The 22976-nt window shown below is 36.7% G+C and carries 35 protein-coding genes and 1 tRNA gene; 26 read left to right on the forward strand and 10 right to left on the reverse strand.

Annotated features, from left to right (window positions below; genetic code table 11):
- Positions 1-88 precede the first annotated feature (88 nt).
- Both CDOM16188_RS07660 and CDOM16188_RS07665 read left to right on the forward strand, forming a co-directional pair.
- Positions 89-1078, forward strand: coding sequence for a DNA cytosine methyltransferase (locus CDOM16188_RS07660; RefSeq protein WP_172201080.1), 990 nt, complete (start codon positions 89-91; stop codon positions 1076-1078).
- 9 nt (positions 1079-1087) lie between these two features.
- Positions 1088-2185 (forward strand): hypothetical protein, encoded by a 1098-nt coding sequence (locus CDOM16188_RS07665; protein ID WP_172201082.1) that lies wholly within the window; start codon positions 1088-1090, stop codon positions 2183-2185.
- Here CDOM16188_RS07665 and CDOM16188_RS07670 read toward each other — a convergent pair.
- Positions 2182-3873, reverse strand: a complete 1692-nt coding sequence (locus tag CDOM16188_RS07670) for a hypothetical protein (RefSeq protein WP_172201084.1) — start codon at positions 3871-3873, stop codon at positions 2182-2184. The two genes, CDOM16188_RS07665 and CDOM16188_RS07670, sit on opposite strands and share 4 nt — an antisense overlap.
- 168 nt (positions 3874-4041) lie before the next feature.
- Between CDOM16188_RS07670 and CDOM16188_RS07675 the strand changes: the two genes are divergently transcribed.
- Complete coding sequence (locus tag CDOM16188_RS07675) at positions 4042-5343, forward strand: ATP/GTP-binding protein (RefSeq protein WP_172201086.1); 1302 nt, start codon at positions 4042-4044, stop codon at positions 5341-5343.
- Positions 5336-6016, forward strand: a complete 681-nt coding sequence (locus tag CDOM16188_RS07680; protein ID WP_172201088.1) for an RloB family protein — start codon at positions 5336-5338, stop codon at positions 6014-6016. The genes CDOM16188_RS07675 and CDOM16188_RS07680 overlap by 8 nt, the downstream gene beginning before the upstream one ends.
- Positions 6017-6093: 77 nt before the next feature.
- On the opposite strand, the gene CDOM16188_RS07685 is transcribed toward CDOM16188_RS07680, so the two are convergent.
- The 6 genes from CDOM16188_RS07685 to CDOM16188_RS07705 form a co-directional block, all read right to left on the reverse strand.
- Positions 6094-6324, reverse strand: coding sequence for a hypothetical protein (locus CDOM16188_RS07685; RefSeq protein ID WP_172201090.1), 231 nt, complete (start codon positions 6322-6324; stop codon positions 6094-6096).
- Between the two features lie 71 nt (positions 6325-6395).
- On the reverse strand, positions 6396-6695 hold the full coding sequence (locus CDOM16188_RS07690; RefSeq protein ID WP_172201092.1) for a hypothetical protein: 300 nt from the start codon (positions 6693-6695) through the stop codon (positions 6396-6398).
- Between the two features lie 69 nt (positions 6696-6764).
- Positions 6765-7064, reverse strand: a complete 300-nt coding sequence (locus tag CDOM16188_RS07695; protein ID WP_172201094.1) for a hypothetical protein — start codon at positions 7062-7064, stop codon at positions 6765-6767.
- 16 nt (positions 7065-7080) lie between these two features.
- The gene (locus tag CDOM16188_RS11205; RefSeq protein ID WP_216656267.1) at positions 7081-7203 is read right to left on the reverse strand and encodes a S24 family peptidase; all 123 of its coding nucleotides are present in this window, start codon (positions 7201-7203) and stop codon (positions 7081-7083) included.
- Positions 7204-7223: 20 nt separating this feature from the next.
- Positions 7224-7886 (reverse strand): hypothetical protein, encoded by a 663-nt coding sequence (locus CDOM16188_RS07700; protein ID WP_172201096.1) that lies wholly within the window; start codon positions 7884-7886, stop codon positions 7224-7226.
- Positions 7879-8271 (reverse strand): helix-turn-helix domain-containing protein, encoded by a 393-nt coding sequence (locus CDOM16188_RS07705; protein WP_172201098.1) that lies wholly within the window; start codon positions 8269-8271, stop codon positions 7879-7881. Before CDOM16188_RS07705 ends, CDOM16188_RS07700 begins: the two co-directional genes overlap by 8 nt.
- A 141-nt stretch (positions 8272-8412) precedes the next feature.
- Between CDOM16188_RS07705 and CDOM16188_RS07710 the strand changes: the two genes are divergently transcribed.
- Both CDOM16188_RS07710 and CDOM16188_RS07715 read left to right on the forward strand, forming a co-directional pair.
- A complete protein-coding gene (locus CDOM16188_RS07710) occupies positions 8413-8688 on the forward strand; it encodes a hypothetical protein (protein ID WP_172201100.1) in 276 nt (91 codons plus the stop codon).
- Positions 8681-8971, forward strand: coding sequence for a hypothetical protein (locus tag CDOM16188_RS07715; protein WP_172201102.1), 291 nt, complete (start codon positions 8681-8683; stop codon positions 8969-8971). The genes CDOM16188_RS07710 and CDOM16188_RS07715 overlap by 8 nt, the downstream gene beginning before the upstream one ends.
- On the opposite strand, the gene CDOM16188_RS07720 is transcribed toward CDOM16188_RS07715, so the two are convergent.
- Positions 8909-9229 carry a hypothetical protein gene (locus CDOM16188_RS07720; RefSeq protein WP_172201104.1) on the reverse strand — a complete coding sequence of 107 codons (321 nt, stop codon included), beginning with the start codon at positions 9227-9229 and terminating at the stop codon, positions 8909-8911. The two genes, CDOM16188_RS07715 and CDOM16188_RS07720, sit on opposite strands and share 63 nt — an antisense overlap.
- Before the next feature lie 92 nt (positions 9230-9321).
- On the opposite strand from CDOM16188_RS07720, the gene CDOM16188_RS07725 reads away from it, so the two are divergent.
- The 17 genes from CDOM16188_RS07725 (at position 9322) to CDOM16188_RS07800 (ending at position 18835) form a co-directional block, all read left to right on the forward strand.
- Positions 9322-9738 (forward strand): hypothetical protein, encoded by a 417-nt coding sequence (locus tag CDOM16188_RS07725; RefSeq protein ID WP_172201106.1) that lies wholly within the window; start codon positions 9322-9324, stop codon positions 9736-9738.
- Positions 9735-10091 carry a hypothetical protein gene (locus tag CDOM16188_RS07730; protein ID WP_172201108.1) on the forward strand — a complete coding sequence of 119 codons (357 nt, stop codon included), beginning with the start codon at positions 9735-9737 and terminating at the stop codon, positions 10089-10091. The genes CDOM16188_RS07725 and CDOM16188_RS07730 overlap by 4 nt, the downstream gene beginning before the upstream one ends.
- The gene (locus CDOM16188_RS07735) at positions 10081-10755 is read left to right on the forward strand and encodes a site-specific DNA-methyltransferase (RefSeq protein ID WP_172201110.1); all 675 of its coding nucleotides are present in this window, start codon (positions 10081-10083) and stop codon (positions 10753-10755) included. The genes CDOM16188_RS07730 and CDOM16188_RS07735 overlap by 11 nt, the downstream gene beginning before the upstream one ends.
- Entirely contained in the window at positions 10752-11057 is a 306-nt protein-coding gene (locus CDOM16188_RS07740) for a hypothetical protein (RefSeq protein WP_172201112.1), read from the forward strand. Before CDOM16188_RS07735 ends, CDOM16188_RS07740 begins: the two co-directional genes overlap by 4 nt.
- 1 nt (position 11058) lies before the next feature.
- Positions 11059-13971 (forward strand): phage/plasmid primase, P4 family, encoded by a 2913-nt coding sequence (locus CDOM16188_RS07745; RefSeq protein ID WP_172201114.1) that lies wholly within the window; start codon positions 11059-11061, stop codon positions 13969-13971.
- A 374-nt stretch (positions 13972-14345) separates the two neighbouring features.
- The gene (locus tag CDOM16188_RS07750; RefSeq protein ID WP_172201116.1) at positions 14346-14663 is read left to right on the forward strand and encodes a Rha family transcriptional regulator; all 318 of its coding nucleotides are present in this window, start codon (positions 14346-14348) and stop codon (positions 14661-14663) included.
- Positions 14664-14675: 12 nt separating this feature from the next.
- Positions 14676-15305 carry a hypothetical protein gene (locus CDOM16188_RS07755; RefSeq protein WP_172201118.1) on the forward strand — a complete coding sequence of 210 codons (630 nt, stop codon included), beginning with the start codon at positions 14676-14678 and terminating at the stop codon, positions 15303-15305.
- Positions 15306-15315: 10 nt separating this feature from the next.
- Entirely contained in the window at positions 15316-15780 is a 465-nt protein-coding gene (locus CDOM16188_RS07760) for a DUF736 family protein (RefSeq protein ID WP_172201120.1), read from the forward strand.
- A gap of 9 nt (positions 15781-15789) precedes the next feature.
- Positions 15790-16125 carry a hypothetical protein gene (locus CDOM16188_RS07765; RefSeq protein ID WP_172201122.1) on the forward strand — a complete coding sequence of 112 codons (336 nt, stop codon included), beginning with the start codon at positions 15790-15792 and terminating at the stop codon, positions 16123-16125.
- Entirely contained in the window at positions 16122-16526 is a 405-nt protein-coding gene (locus tag CDOM16188_RS07770; RefSeq protein WP_172201123.1) for a DUF4406 domain-containing protein, read from the forward strand. The genes CDOM16188_RS07765 and CDOM16188_RS07770 overlap by 4 nt, the downstream gene beginning before the upstream one ends.
- Positions 16513-16710 carry a hypothetical protein gene (locus CDOM16188_RS07775; protein ID WP_172201124.1) on the forward strand — a complete coding sequence of 66 codons (198 nt, stop codon included), beginning with the start codon at positions 16513-16515 and terminating at the stop codon, positions 16708-16710. The genes CDOM16188_RS07770 and CDOM16188_RS07775 overlap by 14 nt, the downstream gene beginning before the upstream one ends.
- A gap of 9 nt (positions 16711-16719) precedes the next feature.
- Positions 16720-16842, forward strand: coding sequence for a hypothetical protein (locus tag CDOM16188_RS11440; RefSeq protein ID WP_301538609.1), 123 nt, complete (start codon positions 16720-16722; stop codon positions 16840-16842).
- An 11-nt stretch (positions 16843-16853) separates the two neighbouring features.
- Complete coding sequence (locus CDOM16188_RS07780) at positions 16854-17048, forward strand: AlpA family transcriptional regulator (protein ID WP_172201125.1); 195 nt, start codon at positions 16854-16856, stop codon at positions 17046-17048.
- A 42-nt stretch (positions 17049-17090) separates the two neighbouring features.
- Positions 17091-17321 carry an XRE family transcriptional regulator gene (locus tag CDOM16188_RS07785; protein WP_172201126.1) on the forward strand — a complete coding sequence of 77 codons (231 nt, stop codon included), beginning with the start codon at positions 17091-17093 and terminating at the stop codon, positions 17319-17321.
- Between the two features lie 145 nt (positions 17322-17466).
- Positions 17467-18258, forward strand: a complete 792-nt coding sequence (locus tag CDOM16188_RS07790) for a hypothetical protein (protein WP_172201127.1) — start codon at positions 17467-17469, stop codon at positions 18256-18258.
- Positions 18255-18623 (forward strand): hypothetical protein, encoded by a 369-nt coding sequence (locus CDOM16188_RS07795; protein ID WP_172201128.1) that lies wholly within the window; start codon positions 18255-18257, stop codon positions 18621-18623. The genes CDOM16188_RS07790 and CDOM16188_RS07795 overlap by 4 nt, the downstream gene beginning before the upstream one ends.
- 11 nt (positions 18624-18634) lie before the next feature.
- Positions 18635-18835 carry an AlpA family transcriptional regulator gene (locus tag CDOM16188_RS07800; protein WP_172201129.1) on the forward strand — a complete coding sequence of 67 codons (201 nt, stop codon included), beginning with the start codon at positions 18635-18637 and terminating at the stop codon, positions 18833-18835.
- Here CDOM16188_RS07800 and CDOM16188_RS07805 read toward each other — a convergent pair.
- Positions 18827-20023 (reverse strand): integrase arm-type DNA-binding domain-containing protein, encoded by a 1197-nt coding sequence (locus CDOM16188_RS07805; protein ID WP_172201130.1) that lies wholly within the window; start codon positions 20021-20023, stop codon positions 18827-18829. The two genes, CDOM16188_RS07800 and CDOM16188_RS07805, sit on opposite strands and share 9 nt — an antisense overlap.
- A gap of 197 nt (positions 20024-20220) precedes the next feature.
- Positions 20221-20297, reverse strand: a tRNA-Arg gene (locus tag CDOM16188_RS07810).
- 288 nt (positions 20298-20585) lie between these two features.
- On the opposite strand from CDOM16188_RS07810, the gene CDOM16188_RS07815 reads away from it, so the two are divergent.
- The 3 genes from CDOM16188_RS07815 to CDOM16188_RS07825 are packed head-to-tail and all read left to right on the forward strand — an operon-like array spanning position 20586 to position 22949.
- On the forward strand, positions 20586-22052 hold the full coding sequence (locus CDOM16188_RS07815) for an acetyl-CoA carboxylase subunit A (RefSeq protein WP_172201132.1): 1467 nt from the start codon (positions 20586-20588) through the stop codon (positions 22050-22052).
- The gene (locus CDOM16188_RS07820; protein WP_172201134.1) at positions 22045-22230 is read left to right on the forward strand and encodes a hypothetical protein; all 186 of its coding nucleotides are present in this window, start codon (positions 22045-22047) and stop codon (positions 22228-22230) included. Before CDOM16188_RS07815 ends, CDOM16188_RS07820 begins: the two co-directional genes overlap by 8 nt.
- Positions 22227-22949: an arginyltransferase gene (locus CDOM16188_RS07825; protein WP_172201136.1), complete on the forward strand. Its 723-nt coding sequence runs from the start codon at positions 22227-22229 to the stop codon at positions 22947-22949. The genes CDOM16188_RS07820 and CDOM16188_RS07825 overlap by 4 nt, the downstream gene beginning before the upstream one ends.
- Positions 22950-22976: the final 27 nt, after the last annotated feature.

Raw genomic sequence — 22976 nt, forward strand, 5'->3', positions numbered from 1 at the left:
GGAAAAGTTTTGATTTTAAGCTTGAATCCGCTAAAATTTATAAAGAAATTACGATACAAACAAGATTGAGAGCAATAAATACATACCAATGTGGAAAAGCAAACAAAACATTAAATTTGTCGACTTATTTTGCGGAGTCGGTGGCATACGTTTAGGCATGGAAAAACAAGGGTTTGGGTGCGTAATGTCATCCGATATAAACATAGAATGCCAAAAGACGTATGCTGCCAATTTTAACGAAACGCCGCTTGGGGACATTCATAATATTAGCTTAAAACAAGTACCTAAACATGATATATTATGCGCAGGATTTCCATGCCAGCCGTTTAGTATATCTGGTAAAAAATTAGGTTTTGAAGATACTAGAGGAACTCTTTTTTTTGAGATATGCCGTATAGTTAAATCCAAGCAACCTGCGGTTATCTTCCTAGAAAATGTTAAACATTTAGTTCATCACGACAAAGGGAATACCTTAAACACTATAATTTATAATCTTGAAAATTTAGGCTATCACGTGAATTGGAAAGTTTTAAACAGTTTGCATTTTGGGGTTCCGCAAAATAGGGAGCGAATTGTGATAATTGCTGCAAAAAAAAATAAATTTGATTTCTCAACCTTGGCACGCTCTCCCCAAAAGAAATTGATTGATTTTTTAGATACCGTAGGTGAATTTGAATTTTTAGATAAAAATGAATATACACTACTCAACGATACTAAGCAACAAGCCTCGTCTGGTTTAATTTTTGCCGGTTATCGTAATAAAACTATTCGCAAAGTAGGCGTTCGTCCGCAAACAGAACACCTTTCAAGAGTTCATAAACAGCCCAATAGAATATATTCGGCGCTAGGCTCTCATCCCACACTCCCATCTCAAGAAAGTTCAGGGAGATTCTTTATCTTGCTACCGGACAATAGAGTTCGTAAGCTTACATTAAAAGAGTGTTGGAGGATAATGGGTTTTCCTAGCGATTTTAACCGTCCTAGTTCTCAAAGCGAACAATATAAACAACTAGGAAACTCGGTATGCGTTCCCATGATTGAAGCCGTAGCAGAGCAGATAAAAAAACAATTTTTTTAAAGGTACAAAATGGATTATAAAGAAAAATTAAACGAAATTTTAAATAACGCAAATAAAGAAGATATAGCCGATATTTGTAGTAATTTTTCCGATGAAAATATTAGTTTGATAAAAATAATAGTCGACAATTCAGAAAGGGCAAAAGCCGTATTAGCAGTAATTAGTACACTGCTTTTAGAAAAAATTTTATACCCGAACCAAGATATCCGCTATCACCAAAAAAACATGAGCGGCGGGTTTTCCGGTAGAACGATAGATGCTAATTACGTAACTCCATTTTTTAAAGAAAACAAATTCCCTGCTATGTCCTCAAGCGGCTGGTTAACCAGATCGCTTGAACAGCCATATCCGTATGATTTATCATATTCAGGGAAAATCACTCCGCAAGAAGTGAAGTATGCATTTTTAAAAATCATTAACGAAGTCCAAACAAACGACATGGACCCTGAAACTACCTTAAAATTAATTTTTGCGCTATTAATAGAGCAAAGAGAACTGCTAGACATAAATCTAGCCAAGCCGCATAAATTGTCAATCGAATCTATAATTGAATTATTAAAACGACATTTTGAATATAGTTATGATTGCCACGGAGCCTCAAGGCTACCTTCACTGGCTATTTTTGCTGCATATGAATGCATTATGAAGCAGGTAAAAAGATATGAGGATAAAATTCTTTGCCCGATTGCTTCTCACACCTCTGCAGATAGACAATCGGGACGTATCGGAGACGTGGATATTATAAGAAGCAACGGCGAACCGTTTGAAGCCGTAGAAATAAAGCATCTTATCGTAATTACTCCGGATTTAATTAAAGATGCTTTTGAAAAATTTAAATCTTTTAAAACAGATAGATATTACCTATTGACAACTGTAAATATGAATAACGCCGACTGGGATAGTATAAAAATAGAAGTTGATCGTATAGCTCAAATTCACGGTTGCCAAGTTATAGTAAACGGCGTATATGATACATTAAAATATTATCTGCGATTGATTTTTGACCCTGCGGAATTTATAGAAAAATATGTTGACCTTTTAAAAAATGATTCTGTGATAAAGTATCAGCATAAAAAAGCGTGGAATGATGTAGTAGTTCAAAGCTAAACTCCTCCGTTCATTATTGCCACCATCTCCAGCTCCTCTTCGCTTGGAACACTCTCTTCTACGCCATCTTGTGGCACCTCTTCCGCTATAGCAGCCTCTCCTGCGTCTTGCGCATTAGCAGCTTGCATCATCATCTGCATCGCAATGCCTATCTGCTCGATAGGCGCATTTTCGCCAAGGATAAGAGTTAAGATTTCTTTTAAAATTTGAGAAGTTATTGTCGGAGCATTCATATTGTTTTGTGCAAGCACACCAAGAAGTCCGTTAAGCTGGTTGATTTTCACTTCGTTTGCTATCGTAGTGCCAAAATTTACCGCCACATCAAAATCAAGCTTTGAGTTCTTACGCTCATTCAGGCTTCCTATCTTTGATACTATCTCTACATCCTCGGTAAGCCTTACAAATTCCTCATCACTTACATATCTATAAAGCAGCTCCACAAAATGCTGAGCATAGCTTTGAAGCATTGTTTCAAGCAGAGTTTGTAGCATCGACTCTATTCTCATTGAGCTTGCGGCATTAACCGTTTGCAAGGCGCCCATAGCCCTTCTATCGCTTGGGCTAGTTTGTCCTGTCATTACGCTATTTACACCTGTTGCTATCTCATACTCTTTTGCTAGCATCGCTATCTCTTCGCTAAGCTGATATGTGCCTGCTACAGGCATCGGCATTATAACGTCGCTTATTCTGACACCCGGGCCAAGCTGTGTTCTTATAACCTTTTTTCTCTGGACCAAATCGCTTACCGCGACACTTCCGTCCCCGTTTGCATTAATGGCTATAGGTGGGTCTATCTGGTTTTCGGTGATGTCTATTTTTTGATTGCGTTTGATGTTGTATTCTTCTTGGATTTCAGCTACAAGTTCCGGCACACATGAACCATATACGGCGTTTTCATCCTCTCTTGCCTCGATATCTATACTAGGCATAGCCTCTATGCAGTAGCCAAAGTGAAACGGCAGACGAGAAAATGTCGCCTCTCTTACAAGCACATCATTTGCGTAGCTTTTTAGCTTCCACCTTACCTGCCCGTTTGAGTAGCTCTTTTCATATAGATCCTGCATTTTCACTCTATCGCTCAAGCGTAAATTCCCGGAAAATATCTTTTCGCTGTCTTTCTTTTTGTAAAAGCCTGCTTTTATCTTTTGTTTCACTTCCCTTATGGACTGATTCCACTTGTAAGCCACGTATTCGATGTCGTTTATATCGCTTGCTCTTTTGTCAAAAGCAAGATCGGTTATCGGTATAAACCTAGTTCTTATATCGTTCATCTGCTTATCAAAAAAGAGGCTTACTATCCCAAGCGGAAGATAAAGAGACGATAAAACTGCCTTAGATAGTCCGATTTTATGCTCTTTTTTCGCCCATCTATTTTTGAGCGCTGCGGTAAGTGCGTTTTGAAGTATCAGATCGTCTTCATTTCTTAGCCCGATTCTGGTTATCTCTATCGGGCAACGATCTGACATAAACGAGGTTTTAAATATTGCGTGGATGATAAATACGGTAGTTTTTACAAGCGGTATATATAGCTTTGAGCGTGAGCGATCGCTTGCCTTTAGTTTAGTAGTGCGGCCTTTTTTATCCTCTTTATATTTGGCCTTAAATATCCTTTCACACTCTAAAAATCTATTCTTTTGCTCTTCAAGATTATTAAACGCTTCATTTATAAGCTCAAGATCATCACTCATCTAAAACTACTCCAATATTTTTTTAAAGCAGTTTAAAAGTGTTTTTCCTAAATTTTATATATTTTTACTATTAATATTTTTATAATAAACCTTGATTTTGTAAAAAAAGTTCAAAAAAGAGCTTAATTATGATACAATTCGCTGATATCTTTTTGAGAAGGGTTCAAAATGCTTATTGGTTTTAATATAGAAAATTTCTTATCTTTTGGTAACAAAATAGATTTTAGCATGATAGCAGATACAAAACGCTCTGATAGTGTTGTAAGTATAAGAAATTTTAACATTTTAAAAACTGCAGTAATATATGGAGCAAATGCTAGTGGTAAAAGTAACGTTTTAAAAGCACTATATTTTATATCAAACACCATCTCAAATAGAAAAAGAGTGATACAATCTATAGACAAATTAGAGCATAAACCTTTTCTTTTAAGTACCGAAACTTCAAACGCTCCAACATCTTTTGAAGTGATATTCATTATAGATAATACTAAATACACTTACGGACTTTCTTCCGATTCTACAACAATTTATAAAGAGTATTTATATGCTGACCAAAAAGGTAAAAAAACTATTCTTTTTGAAAGGGACAAGCATAGTAAAGATTATGTGAATAAGGTAAAATTTAAAGAAGGAGCTCCTTTTTTTGATGCTTTAACTTCAAAAATTAAACTATCGCAGAATAGGCTTTTTTTATGGAAATGCGATGAAGAGGGAGGGGAAATTTCAAAAAGCATATTAGAATGGGCAGACCGTATTGGCATGATCGATGGATCAAGAAGCGACCAATATAGCGGGTATACTTCACACAGAACAAAAAGAGATGAAGTTTTTAGAAAAAAAATATCTGATTTTATTAATAAAATGGATACAGGCATTAAAGATATCTCTTGCACCGAAGAGGATGTGCCACCAATACCTCAAGTCATACTAGATGCTTTGCAGATGCCAGAAGAAGAAAAAAAAGATATTCAAAAGATGAAAAATACAATAATCAACACATTACATGATGTATACAATGAGAAAAAAGAATATCATACCCATACATTTTTTGACTTAAATATCCATGAGTCTTTCGGCACCAGAAAGCTTTTTAGAACACTAGGTCCGATATTTGATACTTTGGAAAAAGGAAAAATCATTTTAATAGATGAACTAGAGGCTAGCCTACATCCGGGCATAACCGCAGTTCTGATAGAGCTTTTTAATAGTGAATATAACAAAAACAATGCTCAAATTATTTTTACTACACACGATGTAAATTTATTTAAAGTCTTTGACAGAGACCAAGTTTGGTTCACACAAAAAGACAAGTATGGGGCAACCGAACTATACTCTTTATTAGATATAAAAGGGGTCAGAAAAAATAGCAACGTTGAAAAAGAATATATGCAAGGGAAATATGGAGCAACCCCATATATAGACTACTCTATATTAGAGCATTACTCCAAAACGGACGAAAAAGATGCGTAGAAAAAATAAAAATTCAAGATCACAAATCCAAGGGGTGATAATAGCATGCGAGGATAGTGTTTCAGCCCCTGCATACTTTAAAAAAATCATACAAGAATTAAAGGAATCAAAAAAAATATTGCCAGGATCTTTTGTTATTGCTGCACACAGGCACTCAGATCCATCAGGGGTGTTAAAAGATCTAATGGAATATAAACAACAGCATATAGGGGCCACGTATAAAGATTTTAAACACAGATGGATTGTGATAGATAGAGATTCTTCTATTGGAATGCAGCGCATAGGCCACACACCTAATAATTTTAACAATGCGCTAAAAGATGCAAAAAAGAATAGTATCGAAGTTGCGTATAGTAATGATTCATTTGAATTATGGTATTTATTGCATTTTAAATACATAGACACTGCTATAACAAGAGATGATATATTAAAACATGTTATTAAACTCCTCAAAAATCAGCACCCACAAGACTTTAAAGACTTAGATGAACAAAGTATCAAAAAAGTAGAATATGTTGAAAAAATATATGATAGGCTAAAAAGTCTACAACAAAAAGCAATACAAAACGCAGAAAATCTTTTGAAATCATACCCTACGCTAGACCCGGCTAATGATAATCCATCTACAAGAGTTCATGAATTAGTAAAAATTTTAAATGACCTAGGCAACTAAAAAGTATATCTAATATTAATTATCGTTTCAAAGCTTAAGCCTGCATTTTTTGCTGCAACTCTTTTTTCATACAACTCTTATTTATATATCTTAAACGGATCCTTTGTTCCTTTTTTGCCCGTATATGGGTTTATATTGCCTTTTGTAGAGTAATTATTAAATTTACTATAATCCTTATTAGTCTTATAGTGCGGAGCTACATAAGTTCCGTTCTTCTTAACATATCCTCCGACTCTCTTTGATCCTGCCGCCAAAGAGAAATCAAACGCCAAAAATAGCGCGATTATCACAAACAAAATTCTCTTCATAACAACTCCTTAAAATTTCAAATCTAATAAATTTTACATACAGTTTCTCTACTCTACTATCGTGCAAAAAACTATCTTATACTGTAAACATTTCCATTCACATACATCTTAAAAAGAGTATGCCCGTTATATTGTGTGGCAAATATAACAGCTTTTGGCCTATAAGAATAAGAATACCCATAACTATTACAAGTTACATATGTGTCGTCTGTAAAAATGATTTTTTTATCATAATCACAACCTTCAAAATCGTCAGCTACAGTCTTAACATCAACTATAGTATACCCGATCAATTCAGGCGCACGAAACTCAAACCCAAGCCCATTTAACAAACAAACAGCTGCAGCAAGAATAACTAAAACTTTTTTCACAACAACTCCTTAAAATTTCAAAACCAATAAATTTACGCGCAGTTTCTCTATTCTGCTATCGAATAAAAACTAATTTATATCGTAAATGTCGCCATCAACATACATCTTAAAAAAAGTATACCCTTGATATTGTCTGGCAAATATAACAGCTTCTGGCATAATAGCTATAGAAATCCCTAAGCCGCTACATGTAACGTATGTGCCATCTGTAAAAAATATTTTTTTTCCTAGCTCACAACCATTGAAACTGCCTTTTATAGTCTTAACATCAACTATTGTGTAGCCGATTAGGCTACTTGCATGATACTCAAACCCTCCCGCTGACAACAAACAAACAGCCGCAGAAAGAATAGCCAAAGTCTTTTTCATAACAACTCCTTAAATTTTAAAACACCTTCATATTGATAGAAAATTTACACACGACCTTTCCTATCACCTTAAGCTCATTTACTTCCTCGTCCTTTAACACTATGTCTTGATAATGCGCATTTAGCGATGTTAGCTTCACGCTTCCGTGCAGCGAATCTCTTAAAAATTTTCTTGATAAAAAGATCTTCGCCCAAATTCACTATTTAATAATATTTCAAAGTTTTTATAGATAAAGCCGTTATCGTCCATTTTTTTCAAGTAAAACTTATCATCGGCTTTAACACCCTCTAGCCCTTGTATCTGCTCTTGCTTCGCCGCAGCAGAAATAATCTCTTTGGCTATAGCTTGTTTAAATACGAAATTTCTTATCTCTTCCTCTAAAAAATCGGCATATCCTTTATATAGCCTAAAATCTTCTCTTTTGACGAAATTGTAAATATCGTCAAGTCTGTTATCCCAAATCTCTTTTTTAGCTATATAGCTATCATAAGCGGATTTAAACATAAAATAACAAACCTTATAATCAAGCATTGTTTTTATTCTCAAAGATTTTATCAAATACCATTTAAATTTTTCGGCTGTGTCGCTATCTATCTCATCGTCATCATAAGATGTAAGCTCGATAAAACACCAAAATATCTTATGCCCTTTTCTAGTTACGGGTTTTTTACAAAATATATCATTGATTACATCCATCATTTGATCGTATAAACTATCTTTTAAAGATAAAGGGCTATTTTTGGATATTATATTTATAATCCCGTTATTATCACCGTTTACTATAATGCTTTTTTCGTTATCGGTTATTATCGTTTTATCCATCAACTAACTCCTTGATTTTTAAAAGTTCGGTTTTAAATTTATTAAGCATCTTTGTATTGCCATATTCTTTAAAAAGCTCTATTACTTCCATTAGCTCTTTACTCACTTCAGTTTGATGATGTCCGTTATTAATAGTCCCTATATTTGAGCCATTAACGACTACGGAATTTGTATTGTTTGATATATTTACGCCTGTTTGTAAATACTCCGGTGTTACGTTTAATTTGGCGGCAATCTCTAAAAGCCTTCCTTTCGGAATTTTCTTTCTAACCTTCCACATATCCAGCGTGCCGTATGGAATATCTAAAATTTCACACATCTGCTTATCAGTCTTTACCCCTAAAACAGCCCTTGCCCTTGCCAAAACGGCTTCCAAATTTTCCATTTTTTTCCTTTTTAAGGCAAAATTTGTTAGTATAACTATTGACATAACTAACAATTGTTGGTATAATTCATACAAAATATTTAAAGTTATCGTTAAATATTTTTACATTATACCTAAATAACGCTAAAAGGAACTGTCAAAATGAACATCGTATATCCCGTCACGCCAAACGATTTAAGCACTCCGGGCAAAAGACTGGATATAGCTAGGATGGCGCTTGGACTACCAAAAGTTGAGTTGGCGGTTCGAATTTTCCGCAGCTCTATGTTTATCTATAACCAAGTTATAAAAGGCAAAGTCCTCTTCCCTCTTGAGTGGGCGTATATGCTTAAAGACTACTATGGCATCAACATGGACTGGCTCTACTACGGCAAAGGTGAAATTTATATCAAAAATTTAGGAGATGAAAATGCCTGATTTTCAAAAGCAAAAGAGCGATATAAAGCTATTTTTGCAAGCGGATATAAGTGCGAATGAGCTTGAAATTTTAAAGCTTCAAGCTCAGATAGCTAAGTGTGAAGCTCGAGTAGCAAAAGCTAAAGAGCTTCTGGGAGTAGTTGAGTCTAAAGAGAGCTTGCAAGAGGTTAAAGATCTCCTTGCAAACATCTTTAGACAAAGAAAATACTCGGCTGAGAGCTTAGAGAGGTCTCTTTCTAGCTTCATTTATGAGGTCGTGGGCGAGATCGGCAAGGGGGACTAGTTCGGCCTCTCTGCCGTCCTGCTCAAAAAACTTGCCGAAAAACATGCTGACATCGGCATTATATTTCAGCATGAGTTCTAAAATTTTTAGATCGTTTGACACCTTGAGCTCTTCAAGAAGTTTTTCTAAGAGCTCAGTTTGTTTTTGACTATCGTTCATTGTTTTGGCTCCTTTTGGGTTAGTGTTTTGCGGACTCCATTCTATCCCAAAGGAGCTTAAAGAGTGAATTTTAAAGGAGGGCAATATGCCTGATTTCATATTTTATTCGATCATGTTTATAAGCATGGCGACCTTTGCGGGTGGCGCTCTTATCGGCGGTATCGCTTTTTATCTATTTTCAGAGGATTAAGATGAACCGCGAATTTATCTCGCTTAACGCCGTGGAAACATACTTCGGTATTACAAAAAAAGATATGCAAAACCTGTCATATCTTGATAAGAAAAACGGCAGGCAAGATAGATTTGTTTTTAAAGACGGGCTTTTGTATGTTCATAGCAACTACAAATGTCCTCATTTTGAAGAGATCTCGGAGCTTTATTATAAAGCCCTTGAGTGTGGCGCTAGTGAGAAAGACATTGCCCGTTTTGTAGCCAAAAGAGTCGGCAAAAGCGAGCATTGCGTCTATCACTATTTTAGGAATTTTAAGTTTAAAAATCCTGATTTTGCACGCATTGTCGGCAAACTTTTAAAAATTTACATCAAGCAAAGCAGCCTATTTGCGGATGAAATCTTAGAGCAAGATTTAAAAGAAGAGAACCGAGTATGACAAATTTACAGCTGCTTGAAAAAATATCTCAAAGAAATAGATTTTTAGATGTGAGTTTTGCCAAATCCGAGCTAACCAAACCTCTAAAATCAACCATCGATGAGCTTATAAGCTATCTTGGTCTTGATGATTTTATTGGCTGGTATAGATACGAAGGCAAGCTGCAAGGACCTTTTGTCATATCTTTAAGAGGTAAATTTAGCCCGGCATGCGAGCATGAGACCTCACAAACTACTATCGGTGATAACTTGATTATAGAGATAGCTTTTGTCCCGCGAGAGTTTTTTGAGCTTGAAGAGCTTGCACAAAAGATTGATGAATTTTTAATGGCAGAGAGTAAAAATGAGCTTTGAGCTAAACAAAATCTACAACATCGACTGCTTGGAGTTTATGAAGTCTATGCCTGATAATTGTGTGGATTTGGTAGTAACCGACCCACCTTATGAGATACACACTAAGGGTGGTGGCTTAGGCAAGCGCCCAGTCTATCAAAATGGCAACCTTGACAAAATTTCTAAAGGCTTTGATATTGAAGCCACACTAAATGAGATTAAAAGAATTTGTAAAAAAGTAAATATCTTTATGTTTTGCTCCAGTAGACAAAAACCAAGAATAATGCAATGGGGATATGACAATGGCTATAACATAGCAGAGTTAGCTTGGCACAAACCAAATGCCTCGCCTTTTACAAATAATACGTTTAAGCCCGACCTTGAGTGGATTGTTTATATCAGAGAAAAAGGCGTGAAGATAAAAGGCACGTCAAGGCTAAGTATTCATAACTGCAAAAAAAGCGAGTTTGGACATCCGAGCGAAAAGCCGCTAGAGATAATTAAACAGCAAATTTCAATCGGCTCAAAAGAGAATGACTTAGTATTTGACCCTTTTATGGGTAGCGGCACGACTGCGGCGGCTTGTAAAGAGCTAAACAGAAACTTCATAGGCTGCGAGATAGAGCCTAAATATTGCGAAATAATAGAGAAAAGATTAAGAGAGACGATAAGAGGCTTATTATGAGTGAAATTTTAAATTACGCGGTTTATAGAATTGTGCTTGATGAGATAGAAAATAGCGACGACTGGTTTGATAGCACGGGAAGACTCAAGTATAAAGAGAAGTTTTTATATGACGCTCTTGTAGATGCAGAAGTGATTCAAGAGAATAGCTGGCTAGTCGCTTTGTTTGCAAGCGAGCAGGACGCCATAGAGTTTTGCCAAGGCGCAGGACTTGATAGCAATTCGGACTGTTTTTACTATTGTTTGCAAACTCAAACCGAAGTACCATTAAACAGTGGCAAATATGTAGAGATAGGTTATTAAAATGGATAATATATTTCAGACTATAAAGCAAACCGTATCAAAAGAGCAGTTTAAAGACTTTGTGAGCGCTATTTACGGTATAGAGTTTAGAGGCACAAATGCTTTTTGCCCTTTTCACGATCATAACCATTCTACTCCAAGCCTTGGTATTACCTCAAACGGCGACGAAGCGTTTTTTAAGTGTTTTGCATGCAATACAAGCGGTGATATAGTTAAATTTATAGAACTCAAAGAACAGCTTAGCCCAACTCAAGCGGCTAAAAAAGTATGTGATTTTTTCAATATTCCAAACAATATCAACGTAAAAGCCATGAGTGAAGAAGAGCGTGCCGCTTATGAAGCACACCAAAAGCTTATGCGCGAAGAAAACGAAGCAAGATTGGCTAAAGAGGCGGCAGAGAAAGAAAAACGCGTTAAAAATCTTAAATTTCGCCTTGCTAAAACGGCTCCCGAGCTTTTACTAGCAAGGAAAAATAACTACGATCTGTTAAAAGATAAGATTGAGGACATTTTCCCTGCATATTTTTCGCAGACTTTTGAGGCCTATTCAAAAGAGCTTTTAGGTTACGATATGGAGCAAAAAAGCTTTGTCGTCATCATAAGAGACGAAAAAGGCGAGCCTGTAAATTTTAAATATAGACAAAAATTCAGATGGGACAAAGAGGCTAAAACCCTTACAAGCGAGAGGATGCCCGGCAAGTGGATAGGCGAAGCTGACGCAAGTGCATATCCGTTTCCTATATCCTACTTTAAAGCGCATACCGACGATAGAGTTATCATCTGCGAAGGTGAAAAAGATGCGCTAAATTTGCTAAGTTTTGATATAAACGTGCTTACTCTAGGTGGGGTTACGGCAAGTTTTGAACCTCATAAAGAGCTTTTAAGGGACAAACATGTCTATATATGGTTTGATCATGACGAGGCAGGATATAAAAACGCTATTAAGAAATTTTATGAGCTAAAAGATATCGCAAAAAGCGTGCAGATAGTTTTGTTTTACGCCATAGCAAAAAACCTACCGCATAACTATGACATAAGCGATTTTATAGCCTCAAATATGCCAAGGCTTGCCGCAAACTCTATATTTGATCTTATCGCTTTTAGCTGCTTTAAACCTACAAATGCGATACTAGATGAAATTTGCGAATACTATCCGGAGGCAAGAAAAGAACTTGAAGCGTTTAAACAAAAGAAAATCGTTAAGTATTTTGATGAAGTTACAAACGAATTTTTAGCGCGCGACGAAAACGGAAACTATATCAACATCTTCCCGGTTAAAGGCGAGCTTGACGATGAGTATATTGATATTGTTTTAGATAACGCAAAAGCTCTTAAAAAATCTATAGGCAGCGAAAGATACGAATGCTTTAAAAATGAGTATCTTAAAAATTTCCTTGTAACCGAGGTAGAAGAAGAGAGGTTTGATCGTTTTGCAAAGGCGTTTGATGAAGCCTTTAAAATATCATCGACTCTGCGAAAGAACTACCACCAAACACATATTATAGACATGGTGGCTAGTTTTGAAAGCTCTCTTTATAAGCTAGGCTATCACTTGGCCCAATATCAAAACGAGCTTTATTTTTGGACTGGCACACACTACGCAAGGCTAAATTTGACTACGCTTAGCAACTTTTTACAAAACGTTTGGATGAATATAGCCTATGTAGATACTAAAAAACGTAGCGTAAATAATTCAAAAGAGATTATTGAAAACCTTGTAAACAAAGCCTATGTGCTAGATCATATAAAAAGAGACGAGCAAAGACGTATCATAAATTTATTAAACGGCACGATTTTCATAAGCAAAAACGGGCATATCACCTTTAAAACGCACCACGACATAAAAGACGGAGCACTAAACATACTTGAATTTAAATATGACAAAGACGCCAAGTGCCCTAAGTGGGATAAATTTTTAAAAGATGTTATGAGCGATGAAGACGACATCAAGACGCTAATGGAATTTATCGGTTATTGCTTTTTGCCAAGTCACGATTTTGAAAGCTTTTTGTTTTTATACGGTAAAAGCGGTGCCAACGGCAAGAGCGTTATACTTGATACCATTCGCAACTTTTTCGGAGAGGACAACGTGTCAAGTCTCCAGCTACAGCAATTTGAAGGGCACCAGTTATACGGACTTGCTAACAAACTTATAAATATAGGTAGTGAGATCGATAAAAACGGAACCGACAAGGGACAGATGGCTAACCTTAAAGCCCTAGTCTCCACAAAAGACTCCATCATGATCAACCCGAAAAACGAAAAACCGTTTAACCTAATGCCAAACGAAAAGCCAAAGCTGGCTTTTGCCGGCAATGAAAAACCGCGCCAAGGCATAGATAACGGCGTATTTAGACGTATGGTTTTGATTAGCTTTGACAAAGAGGTAAAAGATAGCCAAAAGATAAGAGGTCTATCTGAGCGCTTTAACGACGAGATGGCTGGCATTTTTAACCTTGCTCTTAGCGGTCTTAAACGCCTTATCACTCAAGGCAAATTTACACGCTCTAAGCGCATGTTATCAGAGCTTGAAGAGTATAAAGATGAAGTAAATCCTATACGCGCTTTTGTTAGAGATGCGATTGTTGCAGATGAAAACTATATGGTGCCAAACAAATATCTATACGGGGTTTATAAAAGCTTCATAGAGGAAAAAGGCGGCACGCCACTTAAAGAAAAAAACTTCTTTAGAGCTTTGCGCGATGAGTGTCTGATTAATAACATTGTCATAAGTGGCGGACAAAAGCGATTACAAGCGTGCTATGTCGGGCTTACAAACGAGAGACCGTATTGCACATTTGGAGTTAAGATCAACTCAAATTTAGACTTTGACACCGTGAATTTTGGCGGTCAAGCGGTTATGATTGAAAGCATGAGTATATACCAAGCAAACGGAGCAAAAGCAGATGAATAGACTTACTGTCTTACGATTGTCTTATGATTTTTTATCCGTCATAAGACAGACAAAAAGCGATTTTATAGGGGCTAGGTCTGCCTTGTCTTATTGTCACACAATTTTTTCCCCTATATTGGCTATAGAAAATTTTATTTTTTTTGATTTTTTATTTTTTTTAAAAAATTCTATAAGCAATATAGTAAAAATAATAAGACAGATAAAAAACTTAATAAAGAAAGTAACGATAGTATCGTATCTAAATGCTGTCTTACAATTCTCAACCTTAATAAGACAACTTTTTATTAAACATAGTATTTTAGGGCTTTTTTCTGTCTTACGATTTTTTATGAATCATAAGACACATAAGACACAACTACACAAAAGGATATGTCATGGAAAAAATAGTAAACATTAAAAACTATTTTATAAAGTTAACCTACATCGATAAGGTTTTATATATTGATTCTTTACAAATTTCTAAAATTTTTAACAGAAAGCACGAACAAATAGTTGAGTTTGTGAACGAACTTCCTATTGATGATTTTACTAACAAAAACATCAAATACAAAAATAACCATACTCTATTAACAAGAGATGGATTTATGATACTTGTTTCTAGAATTAATGACAAACATTCATATAAAAATAAAGTCGCTACATTGGAAGCTTTTGATCTAATGCTTGATTATATATCTAAAAATAATTTGTAACAGGGCAAAAAGATGAACGAAATTCAAAAAATCGCCTTTGAAATCTTTTTAGATAGCGCTTGCTACGAAAACGACTTTAAACCTATAAGCGAAGAGGCTCTGGCTGAAAAGCTAAAAGAGCGAGGGCTAAAAGCTTCAAGTTCAAGCATAAATCGCTGGAAAGCCAAATTTAACTGGAACGAAGCGGTTAAAAACAAAGTAACTCTAGCCATGAGTGAAAATAAAGACGTTGTAGCGCTTATCACAAGAAGCTCGCTTGAAAGTGCGGTTAAAAATACCAAGGTTGATATCGAGCGAAATAATGTCTTGATAGCTGCAAGCTACGAGGCGCTTGAGATTGAAGCTCTTGAAATTCTAGAAAAGAAAAAGCGCGGCGAGAAATTAACCAAAGAGCAAGCGGATATGCTTAAGTTTATAAGCACTCTTAGCACTATGCGCCACGACAAGATGCTTGATCGTCAAGCCATGATGCCGCCTGAAGCCGTAAGCGCAAATGAGATTATAGAGAGATTTAACCAAATAGAAATCGAGGTAGAAGATGATGTCGTTGAAGCAGAGTTAGCAGTGATGATAACTAGGCTTTTCATCGCCGCTTTGATTGTAAGTTTTGTAATAGTTACGCAAATTTTAGTTAATTTATAAGGAGAATAAGGTGAACGTAGGATATTTCAAACGTATGGAATACGTTAATGCAGACGGCGATAAGGTCGGCTATGCAGGTGGGATGTTAAATTTCCCGTTTCTTAGACCGCTTCAAGTAGCACTTTTAAAGACAAGCAAAGAGGATAAAGCCAAAAACGCGAATTTCCCCGATTATCAGATTGCGCTTCAAAAGCCTAAAGGCTACGAAGGCGCTAGGCAGATCATAGGTGCTTTATGGCACAGACAAAGCAAGGACGGAGCTAAAAACTTCATTAGTGGCTATATAGAAAGTCCGCTAATTCCCGGATATAAAGCCTATATCGCTCTTTTTAATGTAGGCGAAAACGCTAAAGAAGATATGCTCTATGATGTAGTTTGGAGCGCTCCGCAGAAAAGAGAGCACCAAGACGTGCCGCCTGCGGATGAGAATTTAGACGCCTCATCTTACGCAGATGATGATGTTATACCGTTTTAAGGCAAAAATATGAGTGTAGATAAAATTTTAGAAGAAAGACAAAAGATACACGGTGAGTTTAGAGAGCACGCTCTAATTTCACAAGGATTAAAAGAGGTTGCAAGAAGAGGCAGGAATTGGGCAAAACTAGAGTCATACCAAAAAGAAGCTATCGATATGTGCTTTCATAAGATAGCGAGAGTTTTAGACGGCAACCGGGACTACATAGACAGCTGGCGAGACGCAGCGGCCTACATAGAGCTAGCTACTAGAGAGCTTGACAAGAAAGACGGAGCGCTAGATAGTGTTGTTTCATACAAAATCAACAACGGCGGCGATTGGCAAAGTTTAAAGGATACAAAATGAAACCGGTTAAAAGAATTTATGTCTGCTCGCCATATACCGAGCTTAAAAAAAAGAGTGATACCCATGTCCGCCATGCTGCTCTTGGTTTAATGAGAAGAGCTAATACTTTTTACGAGGATGAGCGCGTCGAGCTTTTTAGCCCTGTGCTTACAAACATGTATCAGTGTGAGCATATGACTCACGATGAAGCTATGCAAATATGCTTTGCCCAGCTTAGAAGTTGCGATGAAATTTTTATCAGCACCGGGATGAACAGCATGAGAGAAATAGAGATGGTGCTCAACTCAAAAGGCATATGGATGGAGTATAAGTTTGCCAAAAAAAACGGCATAAAAGTATCTTTTGCGGATACTTTTATGAGAGATATATATGAAAAGGAACTTACCGATGCAAAAGCTTGAAGTTAAAATTCCGTATTTAGGTTCACTACCCGATCAAGATAAATTTTATGAAGTTATCAGCGTTGATTACGAGCAAGCATGGATTAGAGTTTGGACGGATGAAAAACACACAAAGATCGCAGGCGGGGAGTTTGACCCGGCATATTGTGAGCTTCGTATAGCCAAAGACGGACTGTTTGACTAAGGATAGAGGGTGATAACTAAAAACGAATTAAAAGACGTTGCGCTGTTTTCTATCGCCTACTCTATGCTTGAGTATGATGACGGAGACGATAAGTATATCACCAAGCAAATCACCGCCGATCGTAGCGTATAAAAGGAGCTAAAATGAACGGAGAATTTTTAACCACAAAACAAGTTAAAGAGCTATATGGATGGTGCAATACGACATTATGGAGATATGTAAACGCCGGATACATAGAGAAATTTAAGTTAGGACCTCGCACTGTGCTATATTCAAAAGCGAGCATTGATAAATTTATAGCAAGCGCGGTTAAGGTTACGCCTTCCAAAGCCCTTTAAGCGCAGTTATGATAAAATCGCTTAAATTTAAAAGGAGTCGATATGGATAGTAGCGACAACATAGTAAAAAAAGTATGTAAAGAGCTAAATATCACACAAAGAGAGTTGGCGGAAATTATCAAGGTGAATTCAGGCACACCTGCACAATGGATAACTAAAGGCGAAGTGCCGCCAACCTACAGGTATCTTTTGGAGCTTATGCTCGAGAATAAAGAGCTAAAAACTAAAATTTCAAAACTTATAGCTTTTAAAGAGTTGTTGAAAGAAATTTAGAGAGACAGAATTTTTGTCTCTCTAGTTTAAAATAAGTTTTTGACAAAAAATATTATCTATAATAAAAAAAATATTGACTTTTATTATTTAAAATAGTATAATTCTTTCAAATTATGATTTAAAATCAAAAATTGAAAGGTTTAAGATGAATTTTTTATCCACACACTCAAACACACAAGTTGAATTTTTAAATTCTAAAACTTTTACTACCGAATATGTTGCTGAGAACTACGGAGTAAAAATTTCAACAATCAAAGAACACAAGCGACTACACGATGATGAAATTTTAGAAAATATTCATTTTTTAATAGACACAAATAAGTTTAAAAAACCTATTATCAAATGGACGCTCCGCGGCATTATTAAGATTGGTATGTTTATCCGCTCCAAAGAGGCTAAAAATTTCCGCATCTGGGCAGAGCAAGAGCTAGAAAAGGCGATATTGGATGAGCAAAAGCGCCTAGCCGACATAAATGAGCAGTTAAAACAAAAGGACAAACTCATAGAGGATTATAGAGCCAAAGCCCTATCACGCTCTCGTCCCCTGCCGCCTAGCGAGTTTGAGGAGCTCAACTCAAAGCTAAATAGAACCAAAAGAGAGCTTGAAAATTTACAAATCGCCTATAGGGAGGATTGCTCAGATACCGTAAGGCTAAATATGCGCATAGAAGAGCTTTATAAGCGAGAAGACGAACTTAAGCGCGAGATAAAGCGTTTAGAAGAGGAGAATTTTAAGCTACAAAGTGAAAAATTCGGCTATATGCAAGCCCAAGATAAAACTATTTCGGACACGATTATCAAGCTAGAAGCCATCTATGAGGCGAACAAAGCTACTCAAGACGTGCTATTTGCCTACATAAGAGAGCTAAAAAACAGCGCCGGCAACCGTCCCGCTAAAGTCTATTTAGTTCGCAACGACCCAAAGGACGCCGAGTGAATAGGGATAAATTTGTTTCAAGGATAACTAAAAAAGAGACCGACCTTATGTCCGAAACGCCGCTATCCTCATCGCTAAAATCAAATAAAAACGCGGGGCTCTTTCGCCGTCAAATTTTAGATGTCTTTAGGCGCATGGACGCTATGCTTCCCGAGGAGAAAGAGAGGTTTGTTCGAGCGGTAGCAGGCTACGGCGGAGTGAGTATAAATTTTATCAATATTATCAACAGCAACAACTCCCACTCGCTAAACAGCGGCTGCGTAAGCGTGGGAGGTGAAAATAGCGGCGATATAACCAATATCAAAGGCGGCAACAATCAGATGGGCGATAGCAACACGCAAAACATCGCGGATCGTAGCGTATAAAAGGAGCTAAAATGAACGGCGAATTTTTAACCACAAAACAAGTTAAAGCGCTTTACGGGTGGTGTGATACGACTCTATGGCGATATGTAAAAGCTGGTTATATAGAAAAGCGCAAACTGGGTCCTCGAACCGTTTTATACCCAAAATCAAGCATTGATAATTTTATAGCTAGTGCGGTCAAGGTAGTGCCCGGCGAGACAAAATCATGCTAAATTATCTAAATAGTCCGCCCACCACTGCATCAAACCTCTCATATGTGTCAAGTTGCTTGCTCTATTGTAAGCGGCTCTGACACTGTTGCCCTCTTTATGGGCCAAGCATTTTTCTATTATATCGGGACTATATCCGTGTATATGTATATTTTCATTGCAAACAGTGCTAAACATAGAGCGAAACCCATGAAATACCAACTCTTCTTTTGTATAGCCCATTCTTCTAAGAGCTACATTTAAAGTATTCTCACTCATATATTTTGTCTTACTAACGGGGCTATAAAATAAAAAATCACTATGAACACAAAATTTTTTATACTCAAGCAACAGCGATTTAACCTGTCTTGACATGGGCAGATTAAAATAATCCCTCTCCTGCTTCATCTTTTTTATATCTATATTCCAAATATCTTTTTTCAAGTCAAATTCGCTCCACTGTGCAGCTCTTATATTAAACGATCTTGCGGCGGTGTAAATTGCAAGCTTTAAAGCTATTTTTGTCTTATAGTCTCCACCATATTCGTTAATGCCTTGGATTAAAGCCTTTATATCGTTATCTCTTATAAGTGTTGGGTAGTTTTGTGATTTTACGGCTCTAAAAGTATATTTGTATTCTATATCGGCCATTATATTATGAGGGGCTTTTTGACTCACTACTGCAAATTTCCAAATTTGCGAGCATAGCTGAAATGCCTTCTTTAATGTCGCAAACGATCCCGACTCCTCTATTTTTTGTAATACCATTATTATCTCGGCAGCTTTTATACTAGAGATATCCCTCTTTCCTATATACGGAAATAAATGCTTTTGCGCTATCCTAAGTTGAGTTTTTGCGGTATGCTCTTTGATTACACCGGACTTCTTTTCTATCCATTCTATAGCTATTTTTTCAAATATCCTATTTGTATTGCTTTTCTCAAACATAGGGTCAATACCCTCGGATATTTTTTTCTTTAGCTCCGCCCTAAGCTCTCTTGCTTTTGCTAGTGTTAGTTCCGGGTAATTACCCATCGTGTATCTTCTCATTTTTAAAGTCATAGGGCTTTTATATTCAAAGACAAAAAATTTACGTCCGCCCGGCTCAACAGCAATAAACAAATTTTGCCCATCGGACATCCTGTAAATCTTTTCCCTTGGCTTCAATGATTTAAGGGTAGCATCTGTAAGCGGAGCTTGTATTTTAGGCATATTCAGACCTTTTTTACTGACATAAAATCGTATTATACAAAATGTCAGTAAAAATGTCAGTAAAAATTACTGGGTAGGAAAGAAAAAATAAGAAAAAGAAAGAAACAAAAAGAAACAAGAAAATGCTTAAAAACACCCTAAAATCAAGGCTTTATGAAAAGAAAAGAAAAACAAGGAAAGCTTAAAAAATGTATAAATGGTGCGCTCGAAGGAATTCGAATCCCTGACCTTTTGAACCGCAATCAAATGCTCTATCCAGCTGAGCTACGAGCGCACTATATAATTAAGTAAGGCTCGAAGTATAACCAAACCTTTCTTAAATCTTTCATAAATTTTAAAAACTCTTTGGAATTTATGAAATTTAACCATAAAATCTTAAAATTTATCAAATTTAATCATCAATAAAAAATCTTTATGCTATCGTTATGAAATTTAAATTTTAGTTTGTCAGTAAAAATAATCAAAAAGACAAGGCGAAGTATTTTGGGATTATTTTAAAATTTCAAAATAAAATTTTGTATAATTCTTAAAAACTCCCAAAAGCCTTAAGAGTGAGGAAAAAGTGATACATAAAATTTTAATCGCAAACAGAGGCGAAATAGCGGTTCGCATAATTCGCGCCTGCAAAGACTTGCATATCAAAAACGTAGCCATATACACAAAGCCCGATCAAGATTGTCTGCATGTAAAAGTAGCTGATGAAGCATATCAAATCGGCATAGATCCAATCAAAGGATATCTTGACGCAAAACGTATTGTAGAGGTTGCCAAAGCCTGCGGAGCGGACGCTATACATCCTGGATATGGATTTTTAAGCGAGAACTACGAATTTGCAAAAGAAGTTCAAGATGCAGGGCTTATTTTTATCGGTCCAAACGCCGATGTCATCCGCAAAATGGGTAATAAAAACATAGCGCGCTACCTTATGAGCAAAAACGGAATTCCTGTAGTTCCCGGCACCGAAAAGCTAAATAACGAAACAATGGAAGACATCAAGCTTTTTGCCGAAAAGATAGGCTATCCGGTTATATTAAAAGCAAGCGGCGGAGGCGGAGGTAGAGGAATTCGCGTAGCATGGAAAGAGGACGAACTTGAAAGCAGCTTTGAAAGCTGCAAACGCGAAGCTAAGGCATTTTTTAATAACGATGAAGTATTTATGGAAAAATACGTCATCAACCCGCGCCACATCGAATTTCAAATAGTGGGCGATAAATACGGCAATATCATTCACTTAGCCGAGCGTGACTGTTCCATACAGCGCAGACACCAAAAAATTTTAGAGATCGCGCCAAGTCCGAGTATAAGCGAAAATTTACGTAAAAGCATGGGTGTTACCGCGGTTGCTGCGGCAAAGGCGGTTAATTATACAAACGCAGGAACGGTTGAGTTTTTGCTTGATGATTACAATAACTTCTATTTTATGGAGATGAATACAAGAATTCAAGTCGAGCACGGCGTAACGGAAGAGATAACGGGCGTTGATCTTATAGTGATGCAAATAAGAATAGCCGCAGGCGGCATACTTCATATGCAACAAAGCGATGTCGTTACTCAAGGCTTTGCCATAGAAGCTCGTATCACGGCAGAAGACGCTTGGCAAAATTTCATCCCAAGCCCTGGCAAAATTTCAGGTTATTACCCCGCTCTTGGCCCTAGCGTGCGCGTGGATAGTCATCTTTACAAAGACTATCAAATTCCGCCGTTTTACGATAGTTTGCTAGCTAAACTTATCGTTCGTGCGACAAGCTACGATTTGGCGGTAAATAAACTTAACCGTGCGCTGGATGAATTTACTATAGAAGGCGACGTAAAGACTACGATTCCGTTTTTGCTAAGCATAAGCAAGGAACGCGACTTTAGACGCGGATTTTTCGACACTTCATATGTAGAAAATAAAATGCCCGCCCTACTTGAAAAGATGAAAACTAAAGAAAACGAAAGCAACGAAGAGGTCATAGCGGCCATTACGGCGGCGATTCAAAAGGTAAAAGACGCCAGAAAGTTAAAGCAAAGGAATTTGGATGAATGATTTTTTTGACAGCTTAAAAGATATAAAAAAAGAGATGATAAAAGAACTTGGTACGGAGCCTAAAAAAGAAGTAAAAAAGCACGTCGTAAGCAAGGAGGAAGCTATCGCCCATAAGGAGCAGACTCTTCAAGAGGAGTTCATGAAATACGTAAAAAATAGCGATATAAGGAAGATATGATAATCCCTTTTTCCACGCTTCCAAGCCTATGTCCGTATCTTAAAGATAGGGATTCAAGGATGGAGTATAACTACGTAAGCGATTGTGATTTTAAACTTAATGACGCGCTTACAAGGCGTGGATTTAGAAGGTTTGGCAGATATTTTTCCAAACCAAACTGCAAAGAATGCAAAGAGTGCGTAAGCATAAGAGTTGATGCGTTAAATTTTCATTTTGGCAAATCGGCTCGCCGCACCATAACTAAAAATATAGACACCAAAATATACATCTCAAGCCCCATAGTAGATGAAGATCATTTAAATTTATACCGCAAATACCACAAATTCATGGAGCAAAAGCGTGAATGGAAGTATTACGAGCTTGATTTTAGAAAGTATTATGAGCTTTACGTTGCGGGACACGACGAGTTTGGCAAAGAGGTTTCATATTATGTCGGCGGCAAACTCGTAGGAGTTGATCTGATCGATGTTTTAAGTGACGGAATTTCTGCGATTTATTGTTATTATGATCCTGATTTTTCGCATTTGTCGCTAGGTAGATTTTCGCTCTATCAGCAAATTTTTTTAGCAAGGCAGAATAATTTGCGCTGGATCTATCTGGGGTATTATGTCAAAAACTGCCCTAGCTTAGCCTACAAAGGCGAATTTAAGCCTTATCAGGAGCTAGCCGGATATGTAGAAATGGACGTCGAGCCCGTTTGGAGTAGCATGGAACGCTAATTGCTTGAATTAACGTAATTAAAATTG

Source organism: Campylobacter sp. RM16188, assembly GCF_012978795.1.
Taxonomy (GTDB): domain Bacteria; phylum Campylobacterota; class Campylobacteria; order Campylobacterales; family Campylobacteraceae; genus Campylobacter_A; species Campylobacter_A canis.

What these genes read in the sequence shown, in the direction of transcription:
- CDOM16188_RS07685 (WP_172201090.1), bottom strand. Translation starts at nt 6,324, where the DNA reads ATGAAGAGAATTTTGTTTGTGATAATCGCGCTATTTTTGGCGTTTGAT.
- CDOM16188_RS07755 (WP_172201118.1), top strand. Translation starts at nt 14,676, where the DNA reads ATGAACGAAATTCAAAAAATCGCCTTTGAAATCTTTTTAGATAGCGCT.
- CDOM16188_RS07790 (WP_172201127.1), top strand. Translation starts at nt 17,467, where the DNA reads ATGAATTTTTTATCCACACACTCAAACACACAAGTTGAATTTTTAAAT.
- CDOM16188_RS07770 (WP_172201123.1), top strand. Translation starts at nt 16,122, where the DNA reads ATGAAACCGGTTAAAAGAATTTATGTCTGCTCGCCATATACCGAGCTT.
- CDOM16188_RS07820 (WP_172201134.1), top strand. Translation starts at nt 22,045, where the DNA reads ATGAATGATTTTTTTGACAGCTTAAAAGATATAAAAAAAGAGATGATA.
- CDOM16188_RS07720 (WP_172201104.1), bottom strand. Translation starts at nt 9,229, where the DNA reads ATGAAATCAGGCATATTGCCCTCCTTTAAAATTCACTCTTTAAGCTCC.
- CDOM16188_RS07775 (WP_172201124.1), top strand. Translation starts at nt 16,513, where the DNA reads ATGCAAAAGCTTGAAGTTAAAATTCCGTATTTAGGTTCACTACCCGAT.
- CDOM16188_RS07725 (WP_172201106.1), top strand. Translation starts at nt 9,322, where the DNA reads ATGAACCGCGAATTTATCTCGCTTAACGCCGTGGAAACATACTTCGGT.
- CDOM16188_RS07745 (WP_172201114.1), top strand. Translation starts at nt 11,059, where the DNA reads ATGGATAATATATTTCAGACTATAAAGCAAACCGTATCAAAAGAGCAG.
- CDOM16188_RS07710 (WP_172201100.1), top strand. Translation starts at nt 8,413, where the DNA reads ATGAACATCGTATATCCCGTCACGCCAAACGATTTAAGCACTCCGGGC.
- CDOM16188_RS07715 (WP_172201102.1), top strand. Translation starts at nt 8,681, where the DNA reads ATGCCTGATTTTCAAAAGCAAAAGAGCGATATAAAGCTATTTTTGCAA.
- CDOM16188_RS07700 (WP_172201096.1), bottom strand. Translation starts at nt 7,886, where the DNA reads ATGGATAAAACGATAATAACCGATAACGAAAAAAGCATTATAGTAAAC.
- CDOM16188_RS07670 (WP_172201084.1), bottom strand. Translation starts at nt 3,873, where the DNA reads ATGAGTGATGATCTTGAGCTTATAAATGAAGCGTTTAATAATCTTGAA.
- CDOM16188_RS07735 (WP_172201110.1), top strand. Translation starts at nt 10,081, where the DNA reads ATGAGCTTTGAGCTAAACAAAATCTACAACATCGACTGCTTGGAGTTT.
- CDOM16188_RS07800 (WP_172201129.1), top strand. Translation starts at nt 18,635, where the DNA reads ATGAACGGCGAATTTTTAACCACAAAACAAGTTAAAGCGCTTTACGGG.
- CDOM16188_RS07785 (WP_172201126.1), top strand. Translation starts at nt 17,091, where the DNA reads ATGGATAGTAGCGACAACATAGTAAAAAAAGTATGTAAAGAGCTAAAT.
- CDOM16188_RS07765 (WP_172201122.1), top strand. Translation starts at nt 15,790, where the DNA reads ATGAGTGTAGATAAAATTTTAGAAGAAAGACAAAAGATACACGGTGAG.
- CDOM16188_RS07665 (WP_172201082.1), top strand. Translation starts at nt 1,088, where the DNA reads ATGGATTATAAAGAAAAATTAAACGAAATTTTAAATAACGCAAATAAA.
- CDOM16188_RS07730 (WP_172201108.1), top strand. Translation starts at nt 9,735, where the DNA reads ATGACAAATTTACAGCTGCTTGAAAAAATATCTCAAAGAAATAGATTT.
- CDOM16188_RS07680 (WP_172201088.1), top strand. Translation starts at nt 5,336, where the DNA reads ATGCGTAGAAAAAATAAAAATTCAAGATCACAAATCCAAGGGGTGATA.
- CDOM16188_RS07705 (WP_172201098.1), bottom strand. Translation starts at nt 8,271, where the DNA reads ATGGAAAATTTGGAAGCCGTTTTGGCAAGGGCAAGGGCTGTTTTAGGG.
- CDOM16188_RS07750 (WP_172201116.1), top strand. Translation starts at nt 14,346, where the DNA reads ATGGAAAAAATAGTAAACATTAAAAACTATTTTATAAAGTTAACCTAC.
- CDOM16188_RS07825 (WP_172201136.1), top strand. Translation starts at nt 22,227, where the DNA reads ATGATAATCCCTTTTTCCACGCTTCCAAGCCTATGTCCGTATCTTAAA.
- CDOM16188_RS07660 (WP_172201080.1), top strand. Translation starts at nt 89, where the DNA reads ATGTGGAAAAGCAAACAAAACATTAAATTTGTCGACTTATTTTGCGGA.
- CDOM16188_RS07780 (WP_172201125.1), top strand. Translation starts at nt 16,854, where the DNA reads ATGAACGGAGAATTTTTAACCACAAAACAAGTTAAAGAGCTATATGGA.
- CDOM16188_RS07805 (WP_172201130.1), bottom strand. Translation starts at nt 20,023, where the DNA reads ATGCCTAAAATACAAGCTCCGCTTACAGATGCTACCCTTAAATCATTG.
- CDOM16188_RS07740 (WP_172201112.1), top strand. Translation starts at nt 10,752, where the DNA reads ATGAGTGAAATTTTAAATTACGCGGTTTATAGAATTGTGCTTGATGAG.
- CDOM16188_RS07695 (WP_172201094.1), bottom strand. Translation starts at nt 7,064, where the DNA reads ATGAAAAAGACTTTGGCTATTCTTTCTGCGGCTGTTTGTTTGTTGTCA.
- CDOM16188_RS07675 (WP_172201086.1), top strand. Translation starts at nt 4,042, where the DNA reads ATGCTTATTGGTTTTAATATAGAAAATTTCTTATCTTTTGGTAACAAA.